At 73.4% G+C, this 17,238-nt stretch carries 15 protein-coding genes and 1 riboswitch; of the genes, 1 reads left to right on the top strand and 14 read right to left on the bottom strand.

What is annotated here, in order from left to right; translation table 11 throughout:
- Nucleotides 1-32: 32 nt before the first annotated feature.
- From Q5722_RS09770 to Q5722_RS09755, 4 genes are read right to left on the bottom strand one after another with little or no spacing between them, the layout of a single operon-like run.
- Nucleotides 33-743: an LrgB family protein gene (locus Q5722_RS09770; protein ID WP_305028025.1), complete on the bottom strand. Its 711-nt coding sequence runs from the start codon at nucleotides 741-743 to the stop codon at nucleotides 33-35.
- Nucleotides 740-1,099, bottom strand: coding sequence for a CidA/LrgA family protein (locus Q5722_RS09765; RefSeq protein ID WP_305028024.1), 360 nt, complete (start codon nucleotides 1,097-1,099; stop codon nucleotides 740-742). The genes Q5722_RS09770 and Q5722_RS09765 overlap by 4 nt, the downstream gene beginning before the upstream one ends.
- A complete protein-coding gene (locus tag Q5722_RS09760) occupies nucleotides 1,096-1,719 on the bottom strand; it encodes a DNA-3-methyladenine glycosylase I (RefSeq protein ID WP_305028023.1) in 624 nt (207 codons plus the stop codon). The genes Q5722_RS09765 and Q5722_RS09760 overlap by 4 nt, the downstream gene beginning before the upstream one ends.
- Before the next feature lie 46 nt (nucleotides 1,720-1,765).
- On the bottom strand, nucleotides 1,766-2,761 hold the full coding sequence (locus tag Q5722_RS09755; protein ID WP_305028022.1) for a pirin family protein: 996 nt from the start codon (nucleotides 2,759-2,761) through the stop codon (nucleotides 1,766-1,768).
- A 120-nt stretch (nucleotides 2,762-2,881) separates the two neighbouring features.
- Here Q5722_RS09755 and Q5722_RS09750 point away from each other — a divergent pair, with 120 nt between their 5' ends.
- Complete coding sequence (locus Q5722_RS09750; RefSeq protein WP_305028021.1) at nucleotides 2,882-4,009, top strand: glycosyltransferase; 1,128 nt, start codon at nucleotides 2,882-2,884, stop codon at nucleotides 4,007-4,009.
- A gap of 66 nt (nucleotides 4,010-4,075) precedes the next feature.
- Here the strand turns inward: Q5722_RS09750 and atzF are convergent, their stop codons facing one another.
- From atzF to Q5722_RS09700, 10 genes are all read right to left on the bottom strand, one after another.
- Nucleotides 4,076-5,692: an allophanate hydrolase gene (gene atzF, locus Q5722_RS09745; protein ID WP_305028020.1), complete on the bottom strand. Its 1,617-nt coding sequence runs from the start codon at nucleotides 5,690-5,692 to the stop codon at nucleotides 4,076-4,078.
- Nucleotides 5,689-7,698 (bottom strand): 5-oxoprolinase/urea amidolyase family protein, encoded by a 2,010-nt coding sequence (locus Q5722_RS09740; protein ID WP_305028019.1) that lies wholly within the window; start codon nucleotides 7,696-7,698, stop codon nucleotides 5,689-5,691. Before Q5722_RS09740 ends, atzF begins: the two co-directional genes overlap by 4 nt.
- Entirely contained in the window at nucleotides 7,698-8,336 is a 639-nt protein-coding gene (locus Q5722_RS09735; protein WP_305028018.1) for a DUF1989 domain-containing protein, read from the bottom strand. Before Q5722_RS09735 ends, Q5722_RS09740 begins: the two co-directional genes overlap by 1 nt.
- Complete coding sequence (locus tag Q5722_RS09730) at nucleotides 8,333-9,028, bottom strand: DUF1989 domain-containing protein (protein WP_305028017.1); 696 nt, start codon at nucleotides 9,026-9,028, stop codon at nucleotides 8,333-8,335. The genes Q5722_RS09735 and Q5722_RS09730 overlap by 4 nt, the downstream gene beginning before the upstream one ends.
- Nucleotides 9,028-10,584 (bottom strand): APC family permease, encoded by a 1,557-nt coding sequence (locus Q5722_RS09725; protein WP_305028015.1) that lies wholly within the window; start codon nucleotides 10,582-10,584, stop codon nucleotides 9,028-9,030. Before Q5722_RS09725 ends, Q5722_RS09730 begins: the two co-directional genes overlap by 1 nt.
- A 70-nt stretch (nucleotides 10,585-10,654) precedes the next feature.
- Nucleotides 10,655-10,777, bottom strand: a riboswitch (guanidine-I (ykkC/yxkD leader).
- Nucleotides 10,778-10,867: 90 nt separating this feature from the next.
- On the bottom strand, nucleotides 10,868-11,980 hold the full coding sequence (gene ald, locus Q5722_RS09720) for an alanine dehydrogenase (protein ID WP_305028014.1): 1,113 nt from the start codon (nucleotides 11,978-11,980) through the stop codon (nucleotides 10,868-10,870).
- 97 nt (nucleotides 11,981-12,077) lie between these two features.
- A complete protein-coding gene (gene mptB, locus Q5722_RS09715) occupies nucleotides 12,078-13,523 on the bottom strand; it encodes a polyprenol phosphomannose-dependent alpha 1,6 mannosyltransferase MptB (RefSeq protein ID WP_305028013.1) in 1,446 nt (481 codons plus the stop codon).
- A 68-nt stretch (nucleotides 13,524-13,591) separates the two neighbouring features.
- The gene (gene mptB, locus Q5722_RS09710; RefSeq protein WP_305028012.1) at nucleotides 13,592-15,070 is read right to left on the bottom strand and encodes a polyprenol phosphomannose-dependent alpha 1,6 mannosyltransferase MptB; all 1,479 of its coding nucleotides are present in this window, start codon (nucleotides 15,068-15,070) and stop codon (nucleotides 13,592-13,594) included.
- A gap of 42 nt (nucleotides 15,071-15,112) precedes the next feature.
- Nucleotides 15,113-16,432 (bottom strand): MFS transporter, encoded by a 1,320-nt coding sequence (locus Q5722_RS09705; RefSeq protein ID WP_305028011.1) that lies wholly within the window; start codon nucleotides 16,430-16,432, stop codon nucleotides 15,113-15,115.
- Between the two features lie 55 nt (nucleotides 16,433-16,487).
- Nucleotides 16,488-17,168: an SGNH/GDSL hydrolase family protein gene (locus Q5722_RS09700; protein WP_305028010.1), complete on the bottom strand. Its 681-nt coding sequence runs from the start codon at nucleotides 17,166-17,168 to the stop codon at nucleotides 16,488-16,490.
- Between the last annotated feature and the right edge of the window lie 70 nt (nucleotides 17,169-17,238).

Below are 17,238 nucleotides of genomic sequence, written 5' to 3'. Positions count from 1 at the left end.
GACTCGGGAGTCATACCAATCCCGGCCGGGATTCACAGCAGGATCAGGACGATCGGGGTGAGGAGGCTGACCAGCAGTGCCGTGAGGCCCATCGCGAGGCCGGAGAAGGCTCCCTCGGTCGGGTGCTCCCGCAGCGCCCGTGAGGTGCCGATGCCGTGGCTGCTCGCACCGATCGCCAGGCCACGCGCGCGCCGGTCGCGGATCCGGGCCAGGTCGAGGAGCGCCGGAGCGGCAACCGCACTGATGATGCCGGTGACGATCGCGAGCACCGCCGTGAGGGCGGGGAGCCCGCCGATCGACGTCGAGATCGCCAGGCTGACCGGGGTGGTCGCCGACTTGGGTGCCATCGTCAGCTCCAGGACGTGGTCCCCACCGAGCAGCCGCACCGCGAGGACGCCGGTCGCGATGCCGATGACGGCACCGACCGGCAGCGCGACGACCATCGGCACGAACATGCGACCGAGGTGGTGGGCCTGGCGGTGCAGCGGCACGGCCAGGGCCACGGTCGCCGGGCCGAGGAAGAAGCCGATGATGCTCCCGCCGACGAGGTAGTCGTCGTAGGAGATGTCGAGGGCCCACAGGGAGGTCCCGATGACGACGAGCGCCACGAGGACCGGCTGCGCAACGGCCTTCCAGGCCACAGGTACGCGCTGCTGCAACTCCAGGCCGAGGCGGTAGCCGAACAGGGTCAGGAAGAGGCCGAGCAGCGGCGAGGTGCGCAGCCAGTCGAGCGCGTCGTTCATCGGCGTGCCGCCCCGGCGTCACGACCGAGCAGCAGCTGGGTCAGCCAGCCCACCACCAGCAGCACGGCGATCCACGAGACGACCAGGGCACCCACGATCGGCACCGGGTGGTCGCCCACCACGTGCAGCAGCGTGATGACGCCGACGCCCGCGGGGATGAAGAGGAGCTGGAGGTGCTTGAGCAGCCCGTCGGCCGCGCGGAAGAGGTTGGCGCCGGCAGGAGGGCGCCGCCACTGCAGCACGGCGAAGAGCAGCACCATGCCGACGACCGGACCGGGGACGGCCAGGTGGAGGCTGCGCACGACGACCTCCCCGACGAGCTGGAAGCCGAGCAGCCAGAGCAGTCCGTTGATCACGCGACTGACTCCCGGGGCTCCCTCGCCACACAGCCCTCCAGGTGGTCGTTGACCATCCCGAGCGCCTGCATGAGGGCGTACATCGTGGTCGGGCCGACGAAGGTGAACCCTCGCTTCTTGAGCGCCTTGCTCAGCGCGAGCGACTCCGGCGTCTGGCCGGGCACCTCGGCGTACGAGGTGGGCGCGGGGCGGGGCGGGGGCGCGAAGGAGGCGACGAACCGCGCGAACTCGCCCGGCCCCTCGCTGTCGCGGAAGGCGAGCAGGGCCCGGGCGTTGGCGATCGTGGCGTCGATCTTCGCGCGGTTGCGCACGATGCCGGTGTCGGCGAGCAGCGCCTCGCGCTCGGGCTCGCCGAAGGTCGCGACCCGGTACGGGTCGAAGCCCGCGAACGCCCGGCGGAACCCCTCCCGCTTGCGCAGGATGATCGCCCAGCTCAGGCCGGACTGGAACGCCTCGAGGGTCAGCCGTTCGAAGAGCACCACGTCCGCGCTGGACCCGGTCTCCGGGAAGCGTCCCCACTCGGTGTCGTGGTAGGCCCGCATCTCGCCGGAGCCTGCCCACGCGCAGCGAAGCTCGCCGTCGTCACCCAGAACGAGGTCGGGCAGCACCAGGTCCGTCATGGCGCACATCCTTCCGTACGCCGGGCCCGCGGCGGCGTGAGCAGGCTCAGCCGCGGGACTTCAGTCGCAGGTTCGGCAGCGGAGGCGCCGGGATCGGCGGCGTGTGGTCGCCGGCCACGGTGCCGAACCGGCCCGGCGCGACGTCCTGGCTGTCCGCCAGCACCGCCCCGTCGCGCGTGATCTGCGCCTGCCACTCGTCGCGGTAGGCGACGACCTCGTCGTGGGTGCGCCCCACGAAGTTCCACCACATCACCAGCTGCTCGCCGAACGGCGGGCCACCGAGCAGCACCAGCAGCGCGTCCTCGTGCGCGGTGATCTCCACCGTCGCGCACCCCGGTGCGAGGTAGCCCAGCTCGGCCGGCTTCAGCTCCCGCCCGGCGAAGGTGACCACGCCGTGGTCCACCAGCAGCCCGTGCTCGTACGACGCGTCGACGTCGATGCGCAGGGTGGTGCCGGCCTGGAGCCGGAGCTCGGCGCCGAGCACCGGGAACGGGTAGCTCACCGGGGACGACGACCCGAGCAGCGAGCCCAGGAAGACCGACGCCGACCAGCCCTCCCCCGTGACCGGAGCGGGCGCGTGGTGCTCGAAGGACGGCGCCATGTCACGGGCGGCGTCGGGCAGCGCCAACCAGAGCTGCACACCGTGCAGGACCGTGGTCGCGGGCGTCGAGTTCTCGGAGTGGCTGATGCCGTGGCCGGCCGTCATCAGGTTCACCTCACCCGGACGGACCATCGCCACGGTGCCGATCGAGTCGCGGTGCTCCACCTCGCCGGTGAACAGCCAGCTGACCGTGGCCAGCCCCGTGTGCGGATGCGGGGTGACCACCATGCCGCCGCTCTCGGCGACGGGGTCGGGGCCGTAGTGGTCGGCGAAGCACCAGGCGCCGATCAGCGTGCGCTCCCGCGACGGGAGGGTCCGGCGCACGTTCATCGCCCGGGGTCCGCCGAGCGGGACGTCGCGCGGCACCAGGACGGTGACGCCGGGGCCGGCGCCGGCCTCGCCACAGACGATCTCGACGGGCTCGCGCTCGGTGTTGCTCATGCCCTCAGCCTGCCACGCGCCGCTCATCCGCGTCAGAGGTGGCGGTCACCACGGGAGGCGACATGCGTGGGCCACCCGCGGCTCACGGTCCGTTCACGCACGCGAGGCATGGTGGAGGGCATGCGCATCGCCCAGCTCGCCAACTTCATCGGCCCAGCGTCGGGGGGCATGAAGACGGCGGTCGCCGCCCTCGGCGCAGGCTACGTCGCAGCCGGCGCCGAGCGCCTCCTCGTCGTGCCCGGCCCCACCGACGCGCGCGAGGAGACGCCCGAGGGGACCGTGGTCCAGCTGCGCGCGCCCCGGGTCGGCGGCGGCTACCGGCTGATCGTCGAGCCCTGGCGGGTGATCGACGCGCTGGAGCAGTTCGGCCCGACCTCGGTCGAGGTCAACGACAAGTCCACCCTGCTCCCGGTCGCACGCTGGGCCCGTCGCAACGACGTCGCGTCGGTCCTCTTCAGCCATGAGCGGCTCGACGACATGCTCGCCATGCGCACCGGCCTCGACACCTCGGTCAAGGTCTCCATCGGACTGTGGAACCAGGTCCTGGTCCGTCAGTTCGACGCGATCGTGGTGACCTCGCGCTACGCGCGACGGGAGTTCGGTGCGGCCGCGGCGGCCGTCGGGACGCCGGTGGTCCAGGTGCCCCTCGGCGTGGACCTGGAGACGTTCCGGCCTGCCGTCCCTCCGGCACGGGCCGGCGCCAGGCTCCGCCTGGTCCACGTCGGCCGTCTCTCCCGGGAGAAGTCGCCCCACCTGGCGGTCGCCACGGCAGTCGAGCTGCACCGCCGGGGCGTCCCCGTCGCACTCGACGTCTACGGCACGGGTCCCCACCGCGACGAGCTCGAGGAGCTCGCAGCCGGTGCACCCGTGACCTTCCACGGCCACGTCGCCGGCCGCGCCGAGCTGGCCGCCCGCATCGCCGCCGCCGACGTCGCACTGAGTGTCTGCCCCGGTGAGACCTTCGGTCTCGCGGTGCTCGAGGCGCTCGCCTGCGGCACGCCCGTCGTCACCGCCCGCACAGGTGGCGCGAGCGAGCTGATCGACGCCGGGTCCGGTGCATGGGGCGACGCCGACCCGGCGTCGCTGGCCGACGCGGTGCTGCGGGTCGCGAGCCGGCCCGCAGCCGAGCGGCGTACGGCATCCCGGGCGCGGGCCGAGCGCTTCCCCTGGTCGGCGACGACCGCGGCCATGGTCGACCTGCACGCGTCCCTGACCGAGGACGCGCGCCCCCTCGCCCTCACCCGCTGATCCGGACCCGCACGCACCGGGCGGCGACACGGCTGTGCCGCCACCCGGTGCCGCCACCCGGTGCCGTCACCCCGTCGATGCGCGCCAGGCCCGCCAGCCGCCGTGGGCGGTGATGTCGCGGGCGGGATCGACACCGTCGCCGCTGCAGAGGAAGCCGAGCACGCGCGTGCCGTCGTCGAGGTCGACCTGGCCCAGCCCCAGAGGCGGCGCGATCGTCGCCTGGAAGCCGGCCAGCGCCACCGCCGGCAGCGACCACACCTCGACCTCGAGGGCACTGGGCTCCGCGACACCACCGGCCGGCAGCCGGGTGACGCCGGGGCGCGGGAGCGGGCCGTCGACGACGTACATCCGGTAGTCGGGGGCCATCCGGGCGGTCCGCACGAAGGTGCCACCGCGCGCGACGAGGTCGGCGTTGAGCGGCTCACCGGCCAGGTGGGCCCCCGCCACGACGAGGTCGACCCGACCGTCCCCGGCGGGCCGTGCCGGCTGCTCGCCGCACCAGCGGGCCGCGAGGTCGAGCAGGGCCAGGTCACCGCCAGCAGGTGCCAGCAGCTGCACCCCGAACGGCAGTCCGTCTCCCCGCACCGGTCCCGGGAAGGCAACGGCGCAGAGGTCGAGCAGGTTGGTCATGTTGGTGAACCGCCCGAGCCGGGTGTTGACCCCGACCGGGTCGGCCGCGACCTCCTCCAGCGTCGGGTGCGTCGCCGTCACCGGCAGCAGGAGCGCGTCGGCCCCGGTCCACACCGGGCGCGTGGCCGCATCGAGGGAGGCCAGCCGGTGGAAGGCGGCGAAGGCGTCGACCGCGGAGAGGTCCGGTCCGTCCGCGACGATGGTCCGCACCGTGGGGTCGACCGCCGGGTCGTCGGTCAGCACGTCGCCGAAGGCGAGGCGACGCTCCGCGACCCAGGGGCCGCCGTAGAGCAGGGTCGCCGCCTCGAGGAAGGCCGTGACGTCCACCTCCACCACGTCCCAGAGCTCGCGTGCACGCGCCGTCGACGCCTCCCAGGCGGCGTGGTGCACCGGGTCCAGGTCGAGGTCGCCCACCGGCACCGCGACCACCGGCCGAGCCGGTGTCGCCCGCTGCTCGAGCGTGCGGGACCAAGGGTCTCGCGGGTCCGGCCCTGCGATCACGTCGAGGACCTCGCGGCCGCGGGCGACGGTGCGCGCCATGACCGTGACGCAGTCCAGCGAGGCGCAGGCGGGCACGACGCCCGTGGTGGGCACCAGCCCCTTGCTCGGCTTGACCCCCACCAGCCCGTTGAACGCCGCCGGCACGCGGCCGCTGCCGGCGGTGTCGGTGGCGAGCGCGAACTCGGCCTCCCCCGCTGCCACGGCCACCGCGCTGCCCGAGCTCGACCCACCGCTCACGTGGTCGGGCGAGTAGACCGAGTGGCAGGCGCCGTACGGCGAGCGCGTGCCGACCAGCCCGGTGGCGTACTGGTCCATGTTCGTCTTGCCGACGGGCACCGCCCCTGCGTCGAGGAGGCGCTGCACGACGGTGGCGGACTCCCCCGCCGGCGTCGTGCGCCGCGGGTCGGCCGCGGTGGTGGGCACACCCGCCAGGTCGATGTTGTCCTTGATCGCGAAGGTGAGCCCGGCCAGCGGCCCGGCGGGGGCGACGGCCGCGTAGCCGGCCACGGCCTCCTCGGGAAGCCGGTGGATGAAGGTGGGCTGGTCGCTCATGAGACCCACCGCTCCCGCTCGGCCTCGAAGGCGGCCCGTCGGTGGGCACGCACCAGCGCGATCTCGTCGGCCGCGCCCGCCTCGAGCGCGGCGACCTCCGCGATCGAGAAGGTCGCCGGCCGGACGTCGAGGTCGCGCAGGCCTGCCGTGATCTCGGCGCGCTGGACCGCGAGCTCGTCGGCGCTCACCGGCACGAACCGGATCCGGTCGAACTGCCGGAGGAGCCAGGGCTTCGGGTCCCGGTCCGGGTCCTCCGCGATCAGCCGCCAGACCGGCACGGTGCGGCCGACCAGCTGGTAGCCGCCGGGACCCTCCATCCCGTAGATGCAGAGGTAGATCCCGCCGATGCCCACGGCGTTCTGCGGCGTCCAGGTGCGAGCGGGGTTGTACTTCGTGGTGACCAGGCGGTGGCGCGGGTCGATCGGCACCGCCACGGGCGCGCCGAGGTAGACGTCGCCGAGCCCGACCACGAGGTACGTCGCCTCGGTGACCACGTCGAAGACGTCGTCACGCTGGGGGAGGTCGTTGACGCGGCGGATGAACTCGACGTTGTCCGGGTTCCAGGGCGCAGTCGGGTTGACCGTCTGGTAGCGGCGCATCGCCTCGTGGGCCTCCGGGTGGTCGAACGCCATCGGCAGCGTCACCTCGCGGACGTCGAGCACCACGGTCGCGGGATCGGGCAACCCAGCCGCCAGAGCGACCAGGCGCGAGGCCAGGGCCGGCAGCGCCAGGACCGCGTCGTCGACCTTGACCAGCACCGAGCGCACCCCCTCGACCACCTCGACCACCCCGGCGACCGCGTCCGCGCGCAGCGCCTCGGCGAGCAGGTGGACCCAGACCCGGACGGTGAGCTCGAGCGAGGCCGGACCGGCCTCGACGAGCAGGTGCCGGTCCCCCGACCTCCGGATCGTGTACGCCGGGTGGTGGTCGCTCGCGGGGCGGTCGGCCAGCGCGGGCGGGCGCCTGGAGCCGGCGGGCTCCGCGTCGTCCGCCTCGAGCATGACCGGGGCCGCGTGCGGCCGCCGGTCGGACAGCCCGCGCGCGGCATCGAGGAGGTCGCGGCGCTCCGCCATCGCGGCCCCGGCGTGCACCGGGGTCACCGGCACGAGCCGGACCGCGTCGCCGGGCCGGAGCTGGCCCAGCTTCCAGAGGTCGGCGCCGATCACGGCCGCCGGCACGACGAAGCCACCCAGCGACGGTCCGTCCTTGCCGACGATCACCGGGGTGTCGCCCGACAGCATGATCCCGCCCACCGGGTAGGCCGAGTCATGGACGTTGCTCGGGTGCAGGCCGGCCTCCCCGCCGTCGGTCCGCGCCCACGTGGGCGTCGGGCCGACGAGCCGGACGCCGGTCCGGTCGGCCCGGTGGTCGACGCGCCAGTCAGCCTCGAAGAGGGCGTCCACGCCATCCGGCGTGAGGTGCTCGGGCGCACCGTGGGGTCCCGGAATGACCCGCAGCTCCCAGGCGTGCCCGAGCACGGGCAGGAGCTCTGCGACGCTGCCGGGGGCGGCCAGGTTCTCCCGGCGGCCCAGCGGCAGCACGTCGCCGGCCACCACCGGGCGCCCCTCGACTCCGCCGAAGCCGCCGAGGATGAAGGTCGCCCGGCTGCCCAGCACCCGCGGCACGTCGATGCCGCCCTGCACGGCGACGTACCCCCGCATCCCCGGGCCGTCGACGGGGCCGACGTCGAGCGTCGAACCGGCACGGACCCGGACCGGCTGGCCGTTGGCGATCGGGCGCCCGTCGACGGTCGCCTCGGTGAGGCCGCCGCCGACGCAGACCAGGGTGTCCTCGTCGAAGGTGAGCACCGGCCCGCGCACGACGCACTCCAGGCCGGCTGCGGTGTCCGGGTTGCCGACCGCGGCGTTGACCAGCGCGAAGGTGAACTCGTCGAAGGCCCCCGACGGCGGCACCCCGACGTCCCAGTAGCCGCAGCGGCCGGTGGCGTCCTGGACGGTGGTCTGCGCGCCCGCGTCGACGACGGTGCACTTCACGGCGTGCAGCATCAGGACCACCACCCCTGCAGCTGGAGCGGGGTCGGGTCCCAGCCGTTGCACGGGTTGTTGAGCTGCGGGCAGTTGGAGAGCAGCACCAGGATGTCGCGGCTCGCGGTCAGCTCGACGTACTTCCCGGGGGCGGAGAGGCCGTCGTCGAACTGCAGGCCACCGGCGGAGGTGACCGGCACGTTCATGAAGAAGTTGATGTTGTGGCCGAGCTCGCGCTGCCCGATGCCGGCCGCCGCGCCGTACGCCAGGAAGGTCTGGCGGCAGGCGTGCTGGTGCCGGACGTGCTCGCCGTAGCGGACCACGTTGCTCTCCTGGGCGCAGGCACCCCCGATCGTGTCGTGGCGACCCACCGTGTCGTCGGTGATCACCGCGAGCTCGTCGAGCCGCGTCGAGAGGAGCCGGGACCCGGTGGTCAGGAAGACGGCACCCTGCTCGCGGATCGTGTCGAAGGCGGAGTAGCGGTTGTCGATGTCGGCCGCGTCGTAGAGCAGCGTGTCCGCCGCCTGGTTGCCGAAGAGGTCGACGATCCGCAGGCGGCCGCCGGCCGGCACCCGCACCAGGGCGCCGTCACCCGCCCCGATGGTGGCGTCGAGGACGGGCCCGACCTCGACGGTCGGGCTGGAGTCGAGCGCGGTCATGCCACTGCCCTCCGCGTCATCTCCAGGGCGCGGGCCGACTCCGCCCGGAAGGTGTAGGAGGCGTCATCAGCGCCCGCAGGCGGCGCGACGTCGACGCTCACCCGCACCCCTGCGGGTGTGTCCGCCGTCGACATCGGGTGCAGCGCCGTGCTCAGCACCAGCAGGAGGTCCTGTTCGGTGCGCAGGGTGACGCTGTCACCGGCGGTGGCGTGTCCGGGGACGAAGCTGAGCGAGGAGCCGTCCTCGCCGATGGCCACGCGGCTGAAGAAGTTGACCGGAGCGTGCAGGTCGCGCTCGCCGAGACCGTGCTTGGTGAGCTCGCTGACCAGGCCGGTGTGCGCCGAGCGGCGCCAGGCGTTGCGGTCCACCTGGTAGCTGGTGGGGCCGAAGCGGGCCAGGTGGGCGTCGTGGCCGAAGCCGCCGAGGCAGTCGTGCCAGTCCAGGGTCGAGGCGACCACGGACGCGAGAGCCAGGCCCCGGTCGGACATGAGCACCATCGGCGGGAGGATCCGCGCCGACATCTGCGCCTTCAGGGTGTCGGGGATGTTCATCCGGTCCACCCGGTCGGCCGCCACCAGGAGCACGCTGCAGTTGGCGTCGTCGCCGAGCGCGGTGAGCGTGACCAGCCGGCCCGCCGTCACCGGCGTCGACCAGGCGGCTCCGCCGGGGATCTCGTGGGAGTAGAGCGCCATCACGCACCCTCCCCCTCGAGCGCACCGAACGGAACCGTCACGGAGGCGTGGTAATCGGCCCGCTTCGCGGCGTACGCGAGCGCACCGCCGCCGAAGGTGACCGCGAGGGTGATCAGCGGGAGGTAGTGGAGGTACCAGCCGTCACCGGCCGGGTCGTAGACCTCCGCGCGCGGCAGCCCGAGGTTGACCGCCATGAAGACGCCGTAGGCGACCGCGAGCACGTTGACGACGAGGCCGACCCTGGAACCCATGGAGAAGAGCGGCTTGCCGTTCTCGTCGGTACCTCCGGTCTCCAGGGTGCCGCGCAGGCGCTGCACGAGCATCGAGCCGGTGACGGCGAGGTAGGCGATGTACATGAGCATGATGCAGACGCTGCACAGGCCGAGGAACAGGCCGGCGTTCTTGACGTTGACCAGCAGGCAGAGCGCGGCGCCGACACCCGGCACGACCGTCGCGAGCACCGGGGTGCCGGTGCGGGGCGAGACCGTGCGCAGGGCCGAGGAGAACGGCAGCACGTCGTCGCGCGACATCGAGAAGATCATCCGGGCCGCGGCCGTCTGGATGGCGAGCGTGCACACGCAGACCGCGAGCGCGACGTCGACGAGCAGCAGCTTGCCCCAGAAGGTGCCGAGCTGGCTGGTCAGGACGTAGGGCAGGCCACCGAACCCGAGGTCGTCGGCGGCGAGGCTGGGAGCGGCCATCAGGGCGGCGAGGAGCAGGAACGCGCCACCGATGCCGGAGGCGACGACCGCGCGCAGGATGGTGCGTGGCGTCGTGGCGCGCGGCTTGTGGGTCTCCTCGGCCAGCTCGCCGGCGGAGTCGAAGCCGACGAGGACGTAGGCCGCCATCAGGGACGAGATCAGCAGCGGGACGACGTACCCGGTCGAGGCGTCGAGGTTGGTGTGGTGCAGGACCACCGACGGACCGCGCTCGGCGTGCCCGAAGAGGAGGACGGCGAGCAGCGCGACACCGATCAGCTCGCAGGTGACGCCGACCGAGTTGACCACCGCGGTGATGTGCACGGACAGCGCGTTGAGCGTCGTCGTGGCGGCCAGCAGCACGCAGCCGAGGAAGACCGCGTTGGCGGCACCGTCGGCGGAGAAGACCGACGGGTCGGTGCCGATCACCTGGAACCCGGCCCACACCGCCGGCAGCACGACCTGGAGCGCGATCGCGGCCGCAGCGACGGTGATGATCTGGGCGACGATCATGGTCCAGCCGGCGAACCAGCCGAGGACCGAGCCGCCGAGGCGACGCGACCACTGGAAGATCGCGCCGGAGAGCGGGTAGCGCGCAGCCAGCTCCGCGAAGCAGAGCGCGACCAGGATCTGGCCCGCGAAGACGGCGGGCCAGGTCCAGAAGAACGCCGTGCCGCCGAAGCTGTAGCCGAGGCCGAAGAGCTGGAAGACGGTGGTCAGGATCGACACGAACGAGAAGCCGGCCGCGAACGACGCGTAGCTGCCGACGCGCCGGGCCAGCTGCTGGGTGTAGCCGAAGCTGTGGAGATCGGTCGCGCTGAGCGCGTCAGCGCCGGGGGTTGCGAGATGGGTGGACAAGAGGTGCCTCCGAAACGGTAGGCCCGACACCGCGACGCCTGACTGGGCGCACGGCAGCCGGGGCCATTCGGCCTCCCGGGCTTTTATCCCGCCGTGGAGCGGAGCGACACCGTCGTCCCTCCGCCTCCCCTCTCGGACCAGGCCCTCCCGTGGCAGCGTGTGCACGGGAAGCGGAACCCTAGGGGCGCCCCGCTCGGTAGCGGGTCATGGACTACTCCATCGGCCGGGCGTTTCCGCCGTGTCGCCCTCGCGGTAACAAGTGTGTGAACGCCGGCCCGGCCGGTCAGCCCTCCAGCACCGCCGCCAGCGGCGTCGAGTCCAGCCCGTGAGCCTCGGCGACCGGCGTGTAGACGAGGGCTCCCCCGTGGGTGTTGAGGCCCTTCGCCAACGCGGCGTCGGCGAGGCAGGCCGCCTGCCACCCGCGGTCGGCGAGCGCGACGGCGTACGGCAGGGTGACGTTGGTCAGCGCGTACGTCGAGGTGCGCGGCACCGCCCCGGGCATGTTGGCCACGCAGTAGAAGATCGACCCGTGCACCTGGAACGTCGGGTCGGCGTGGGTCGTGGGGTGGGAGTCCTCGAAGCAGCCGCCCTGGTCGATGGCGATGTCGACCAGCACCGAGCCGGGCTTCATCTGCGCGACGAGGGCGTTGGTGACCAGCTTCGGGGCCGCGGCTCCGGGAATCAGCACGGCACCGATGACCATGTCGGCCTCGCGCACCTGCTCCTCGATGACCAGGCGCGACGAGGCGAGCCCGTGCACGCGGTTGTTGTAGCGCCAGAACGACATCCGGAGCTTGTCCAGGTCGGTGTCGATCAGCGTGACGTCGGCTCCCATGCCGAGGGCGATGTTGGCGGCGTTCTGGCCCGAGACGCCCGCACCGAGGATCACCACCTTGGCCTGCGCGACGCCACCGACACCGCCCATCAGCACCCCGCGCCCGCCCTGCGCCTTCATCAGCGCGTGCGCGCCGACCTGCGGCGCGAGGCAGCCGGCCACCTCCGACATCGGGTAGAGCAGCGGCAGCGCGCCGGAGGGCAGCTGGACGGTCTCGTAGGCGATCGCGGTCACGCCCCGCTCCACGAGCTCGACCGTCAGCGGCCGGTCGGCGGCCAGGTGCAGGTAGGTGAAGAGCACCAGTCCCTCCCGCAGGCGCGGGTACTCCGCCTCGACCGGCTCCTTCACCTTGAGCACCATGTCGGCGGCCCAGGCGTCGTCGACCGAGCCGAGCGTCGCGCCTGCCGCGGCGTACTCCTCGTCGGGGATGGCGCTGCCGAGGCCCGCACCGCGTTCGACGACCACCGTGTGACCGTGTGCGACCAGCTCGGTCACCCCGACCGGGGTGATGGCGACGCGGTACTCGTGGTTCTTGATCTCCTTGGGAACTCCCACCCTCATGGGAGCCAGCATGCTCAGGTCGGGGGTCCTGCGGAAGGGCCGTGACCGAACCGTGCTGTCCGGATCCCTTCAGGGGTGCGCCGTGACCCCGGCGTGATCAGCGAACAGCCGGGAGCCACTCCACCTCGGCGATGTGCCGGACGCGCTCGCGACCGAAGCGCGACAGCATCAGGACCGCCGTCGCGAGCGCGACGTACATCGAGCCCATGATGATCAGGATCCAGGCGCCGTGGAGGGAGGAGTCGAGCGGGGCGACCATGCCACCGACGACCGAGACCGCGACGAAGACGACCGAGGCAGCGCGCGGGAGCCGCATCGCGGCCAGGAACGGGACCACCCACATCAGGTACCAGATGTGGACGACGGGCAAGGTCAGCAGGAAACCGCCGACGAGGAGCGCGGTGCCCTCGAGCGCCCGCAGCCGGCTGCCCGTGGGCCAGCGGAGGGCGACCGCTCCGACCAGGACCAGCGACAGCAGGGAGGCGACCTTGCGGAAGGCGTCGGCGAACGTGTGCTCCTCCAGCTCCATGCCGACGAGGTGGCCGATCTGGTCGAAGATCCCCCCGACGAACGTCGGCGGCGACAGCGGCGTGTAGACCGTGCCCGGCACGGACAGGGCGCTGACCCAGCCGAGCCCGAGCCCCCACGCGAAGCCGACCGCTGCGAGGACGGATCCAGCGACGGCGCCCGCCAGACCGAGGCGCTTCACCCGCTCCAGGAGCGGGGCTCCGGCGGGGAGGGAGGCGAGCACGATCGGGATGCAGACCAGGCCGCCGGGCACCTTGACGCTCGCGGCGAGACCTCCGACGACCGCGCCCCACAGCCAGCCGCGCTCGATGCCGACGACCAGGGCAGCGGCCATCAGCCCGACCATGAGCAGGTCGTTGTGGAGCCCGCCGACGCCGTTAGCGATCATCAGCGGCGAGGCGATGGCCACCGCGGAAGCCAGGGCCGGACGCACACCGGACCACGCCGCGAGCCGCGGCACGGCCCAGGCGATGAGCGCGAGGCCGGCCAGTGCCACCACCCGGTCGCAGATGACCAGCGCCCACGGGTTGGTGGTGAGGCGCGAGGAGAGGTCGCCCAGGATCAGCGGCAGCGGGCCGTACGGCGTCAGCGTCTCCATCCAGCGGGGGTCGACCGCCTCCACGATGGGCCCCGCGAGCACCCCGGGGCCGTGCTCGTAGGGGGAGATGCCGAGGCGCGTCATCGTGCCCTGTGCGGCGTAGCTCCAGCCGTCGCGGGAGAACAGCGGCGGCGCGACCAGCAGGGGCAGCGCCCAGAGCACCGTCGCCTGCCGGACCAGCTCGAGGCCGCCTGGCCGGTCGCTGCGCGCCAGCGAGCGGCACAGCGACAGCCAGGCCGCCGCGAGCATGCCGAGACCGGCGAGCACCACGGCGAGGCCCAGCATGCGGCCGGCAGGGTGGGTCCGGAGCGCCACGACCTGCTCGCTGTCGAGCAGGAAGCTGGAGTCGGGCAGGGTCGACACCACCAGCCCTCCGATGAGGACCAGGACGGAACCGGCGAGGCCACGAGTCAGCACACGCGGGACCGTACGAGCAGGCGTTGGCTGGTGACCGACACCGGGGTGAACGACACCCGAACGCGTGGTCACGGTCCCACCGCCAGTCCGCCGGCCGGGCCGTCCGATGCCGTCCCGGGGTCCCGCGGGCGCCGACGCCGGACGGCCCGCACGGTCACCAGGCAACCGGCGAGCACGACCACGGCCATGCCGAGGCGCACCAGGTCGAGGACGGTCTGGCGGTACACGACGTGGAAGGTCGACTGGAGCGGCGCGAGCAGGCTCCCGAGGACCAGGAGCGCACCGACCGGGGCAGCCGTACGACGGCGCATGCCGGCCGCGGCGGCGAACGGCAGCAGCCACAGCAGGTACCAGGGCTGGACCGCGGGCAGGCCCAGCACCAGCGTGCCGTACAGGAGGAGGGCGGCGCGGAGGCCCGCACGCGGGTTCCCCGTGCGTCCACGGAGGGCGACGAGGACGACCACCAGCAGCGACCCGGCGGTCGCCACGGCGCGCACGCTGTGCAGCACGCGCCGGTGGGGCGGTCCTCCGAGGTGGTGGCTGAGCCGGCCGAGGAGGTCGCCGAGCTCGGTCGGCACCGACAGCGGGGTGTCGATGACCGCGGGCACGGAGAGGCCGTGGACCCAGCCGACGCCGAGCCCCGAGGCGAGGCCGACCCCGACCAGGACCGCGCCGGCGAGGGCAGCGCCCACCACCAGCCGGCCGCACCTGCGGAGGAACGACGCACCGACCGGCAGGCTCGCCAGCAGCAACGGCACGCAGACCAGGCCCCCGGGGACCTTCACGGCAGCCGCGAGCCCGCCGAGCAGGCACCCCGCGACCCAGCTCCGCTCGACTCCGACCACCAGCGCGGCCGCCATCAGGCCGACCATCAGCACGTCGTTGTGCAGGCCGCCCACGCCGTGGGCGAGCATCAGCGGGGACGCCAGCACGAACGCCGACGCCCACCCCGGGCTGGTGCCCGCCCACGCTGCCATCCGCGGCACCGCCCAGGCCAGCAGTGCCAGCCCGAGGAGGGCGACCAGCCGGTCGGCGATGACCAGCAGCCACGGGTCGCCGGTCACCCGCGCGGCCAGGCTGCCCAGCGCCAGCGGCAACGGCCCGTAGGGGGTGAGCGTGTGCATCCACTGCGGATCGACGGCCGCGACGATCGGGCCGGTCAGCACCGCCGGCCCGTGCTCGTACGGCGAGATCCCGAGCCGGGTCATCATCCCCTGCGCCGCATAGCTCCAGCCGTCACGGGAGAAGAGCGGCGGCGCGACGACCAGTGGCAGCGACCAGGTGGTGACGGCGCTGCGCGCCAGCCGGACGCCGGCCCGGTCGTCGAGCCGGCCGGTCGTGCGCAGCAGTGAGCACCAGGCCCACGACAGCAGCGCCAGACCGGTCAGGACGACGCCGAGCGCGAGCACGCGCCCGTGCGGGTCGTGGTGGCGCAGGAGCCGCAGCCAGGGCAGCGCGAGCAGGACCGGGTTGCCGGCGGGCATGGGCACGATGACCAGTCCCCCGAGCAGGACCAGCACCGAGCCGGTGGTTCCACGGAGCAGCACGCCGGCACCGTAGGCGCGGCTGCGTGACGGAAGCGTGAAGCCTCAGCGCGGGGTGAACCCGAGGTGCGCCGCCGGGGTGCCGGCCCGCATCGCGTCGAGCTCGTCGGGGTGATGGCGGTGCATGTGGGCGATGGCCCGGCGCCGGTACCGCAGGATCTGGATGCTGCCGAGCGCCCACACGACGTACTGCACCGAGAGCGCGACCCGGAAGTCCCCGAGGTCGTACGCCGAGGGCCCGGCCGGCTCGCGCAGGTCGAGCACGACGCCCACCAGCCAGAGCGTCAGCAGCGAGGCCGTGAAGCCGCCGATGTTCACCAGCCCGTTGGCGCGGCCGACCGCCTGGACGGGTGCGAGGGTGCGGGCCAGCTCGAAGCCGACCATCGACGCGGGTCCGCCCGTCGCGATCACGCAGACCAGGACGACCAGCAGCCAGAGTGGCGCGGGTCCGGGCCAGAGCAGCACGACGGCCCAGGCGAGGGCGCTGGCCGCGACGACGACGAGCACCAGCTGCGACCTGCGGAAGGGGTGGCGCGTGACGAGCCTGCCGAGCACGGGACCGGCGACGACGATCCAGCCGGTCATCAGCATCAGCAGCGCGCTGGCCGTGCCACGGGAGAGCCCCTCCCCCGACACCAGGAACGGGAAGCCCCACAGCAGCGAGAAGACCGTCGCGCCGAACTGCGACGTGAAGTGCGACCACATGCCGAGGCGGGTCGTCGGGTGCGACCAGATCACCCGGAGGCTCCGCGCCAGGGCACGCAGCTTGGTCGCCTCGTGGCCGGCGTCGCGGTAGGGCGAGTCCTTCACGAGGAGGGCGACCGCGACCATCACGACGAGGCCGACGGCGGAGAAGCCCGCGAACGCCTTCGTCCATCCCAGCGCGTGCAGCGCGATGCTCAGCGGTGCCGCGGCCACGATCGCGCCGAGCTGGCCCATCTGGCCGGTCAGCTGCGCCACCATCGGGGCCTGCCGGACGAGGAACCAGACCGCCACCAGCCGCAGCACGGAGACGAAGATCATCGCGTCACCCGCACCGATCACCGCCCGGGCCAGCAGCGCCGCCGCGAACGTGTCCGTGAAGGCGAACGCCAGCTGCCCGGCGGTCATCAGGGCCAGGCCGGCCAGGATCATCCGTCGGGAGCCGAAGCGGTCCAGGAGCACACCGACCGGGATCTGCATGCTGGCGTAGACCGCGAGCTGGAGGACCGTGAACGCCGCCAGCTGGCTGGCGGAGATGTCGAACCGGTCGGCAGCGATCAGGCCCGCGACGCCGAGCGAGCTGCGGTGGAAGATCGCCACGCCGTACGCCGAGAGGGCCGCGGCCCAGATCGCCCAGGCGCGCCGGCGCCCGATGTCGTGCATCTGTTCGCGTTCACGCCCGAGCGGGGAGACCTCCACGCCATCGAGCATGACAGGCTCAGCCGACCTCCGAGCGACAGCCCCGCATCGCCGAGGAGACGAGGTCCGCCCAGACCACCTTGGCGCTGCGGGCCGGATGCACGCCGTCGACCAGTTGGTCGGTGTGTGCCTGGGCCCAGTCGCGCCACTCCGCGACGCAGACCCCCTCGCCGGCCGCCGCCAGACGGCGCATCGCGGCGGCGTACTGGCCGGTGCGGTCGAAGGCGTAGCGGCCGGTGGAGCGCGGGTGCTTCGCCGTCGGCGAGCGGAAGGGCGTCACGAACTCGACCTGCGCGTGCGGGAGCAGGGCCCGGACCCGCTCGTAGTCAGCGGCCTCCCACGTGGTCGACCAGTTGGTGCCCAGCTCGACCACGAGCTGGGCAGGGGCGCGGCCCTTGCGCTCCACCCAACCGCGCACCAGGGGCATCAGCCGGTCGACGTTGCGCCCCTCGACCGCGTCCACGATCCAGTGCGGGTGCCGGGCCTTGAGCTGGTCGCGGCTGCGGTGGGCGATCGAGTCACCGATCACCAGCGTGTACGACGGAGGCGCGCTCCGCGCATGGGTCGTGACCGCCTGGACGGTGTGTGTGGCGGCAGGTGCCGCCACGACGGGCGGCGCCACCGGGCTGGCGAGCGCGACGCCCGCGGCGACGGCCGTGGCCGTGAACCCCGCCGCGATGCCCGCGCAGACCTTCCGCATGCGGGGAGCGTAAGCGATGACGACCGCCACACCCCGAAAAACAGCGAGGCCCCGCCGGAAACCGGCGGGG

The organism is Nocardioides jiangxiensis, assembly GCF_030580915.1.
Lineage (GTDB): Bacteria > Actinomycetota > Actinomycetes > Propionibacteriales > Nocardioidaceae > Nocardioides > Nocardioides jiangxiensis.
Note: the sequence above shows the minus strand (reverse complement) of the source record. Positions and strands in the feature narration are given on the sequence as shown.

Coding starts and splice junctions, on each gene's coding strand:
- Q5722_RS09705 (WP_305028011.1), bottom strand. CDS start 16,432: ATGCACGACATCGGGCGCCGGCGCGCCTGGGCGATCTGGGCCGCGGCC.
- Q5722_RS09730 (WP_305028017.1), bottom strand. CDS start 9,028: ATGGCGCTCTACTCCCACGAGATCCCCGGCGGAGCCGCCTGGTCGACG.
- Q5722_RS09735 (WP_305028018.1), bottom strand. CDS start 8,336: ATGACCGCGCTCGACTCCAGCCCGACCGTCGAGGTCGGGCCCGTCCTC.
- atzF (WP_305028020.1), bottom strand. CDS start 5,692: ATGAGCGACCAGCCCACCTTCATCCACCGGCTTCCCGAGGAGGCCGTG.
- Q5722_RS09760 (WP_305028023.1), bottom strand. CDS start 1,719: ATGACGGACCTGGTGCTGCCCGACCTCGTTCTGGGTGACGACGGCGAG.
- Q5722_RS09750 (WP_305028021.1), top strand. CDS start 2,882: ATGCGCATCGCCCAGCTCGCCAACTTCATCGGCCCAGCGTCGGGGGGC.
- Q5722_RS09700 (WP_305028010.1), bottom strand. CDS start 17,168: ATGCGGAAGGTCTGCGCGGGCATCGCGGCGGGGTTCACGGCCACGGCC.
- Q5722_RS09755 (WP_305028022.1), bottom strand. CDS start 2,761: ATGAGCAACACCGAGCGCGAGCCCGTCGAGATCGTCTGTGGCGAGGCC.
- Q5722_RS09740 (WP_305028019.1), bottom strand. CDS start 7,698: ATGCTGCACGCCGTGAAGTGCACCGTCGTCGACGCGGGCGCGCAGACC.
- ald (WP_305028014.1), bottom strand. CDS start 11,980: ATGAGGGTGGGAGTTCCCAAGGAGATCAAGAACCACGAGTACCGCGTC.
- Q5722_RS09770 (WP_305028025.1), bottom strand. CDS start 743: ATGAACGACGCGCTCGACTGGCTGCGCACCTCGCCGCTGCTCGGCCTC.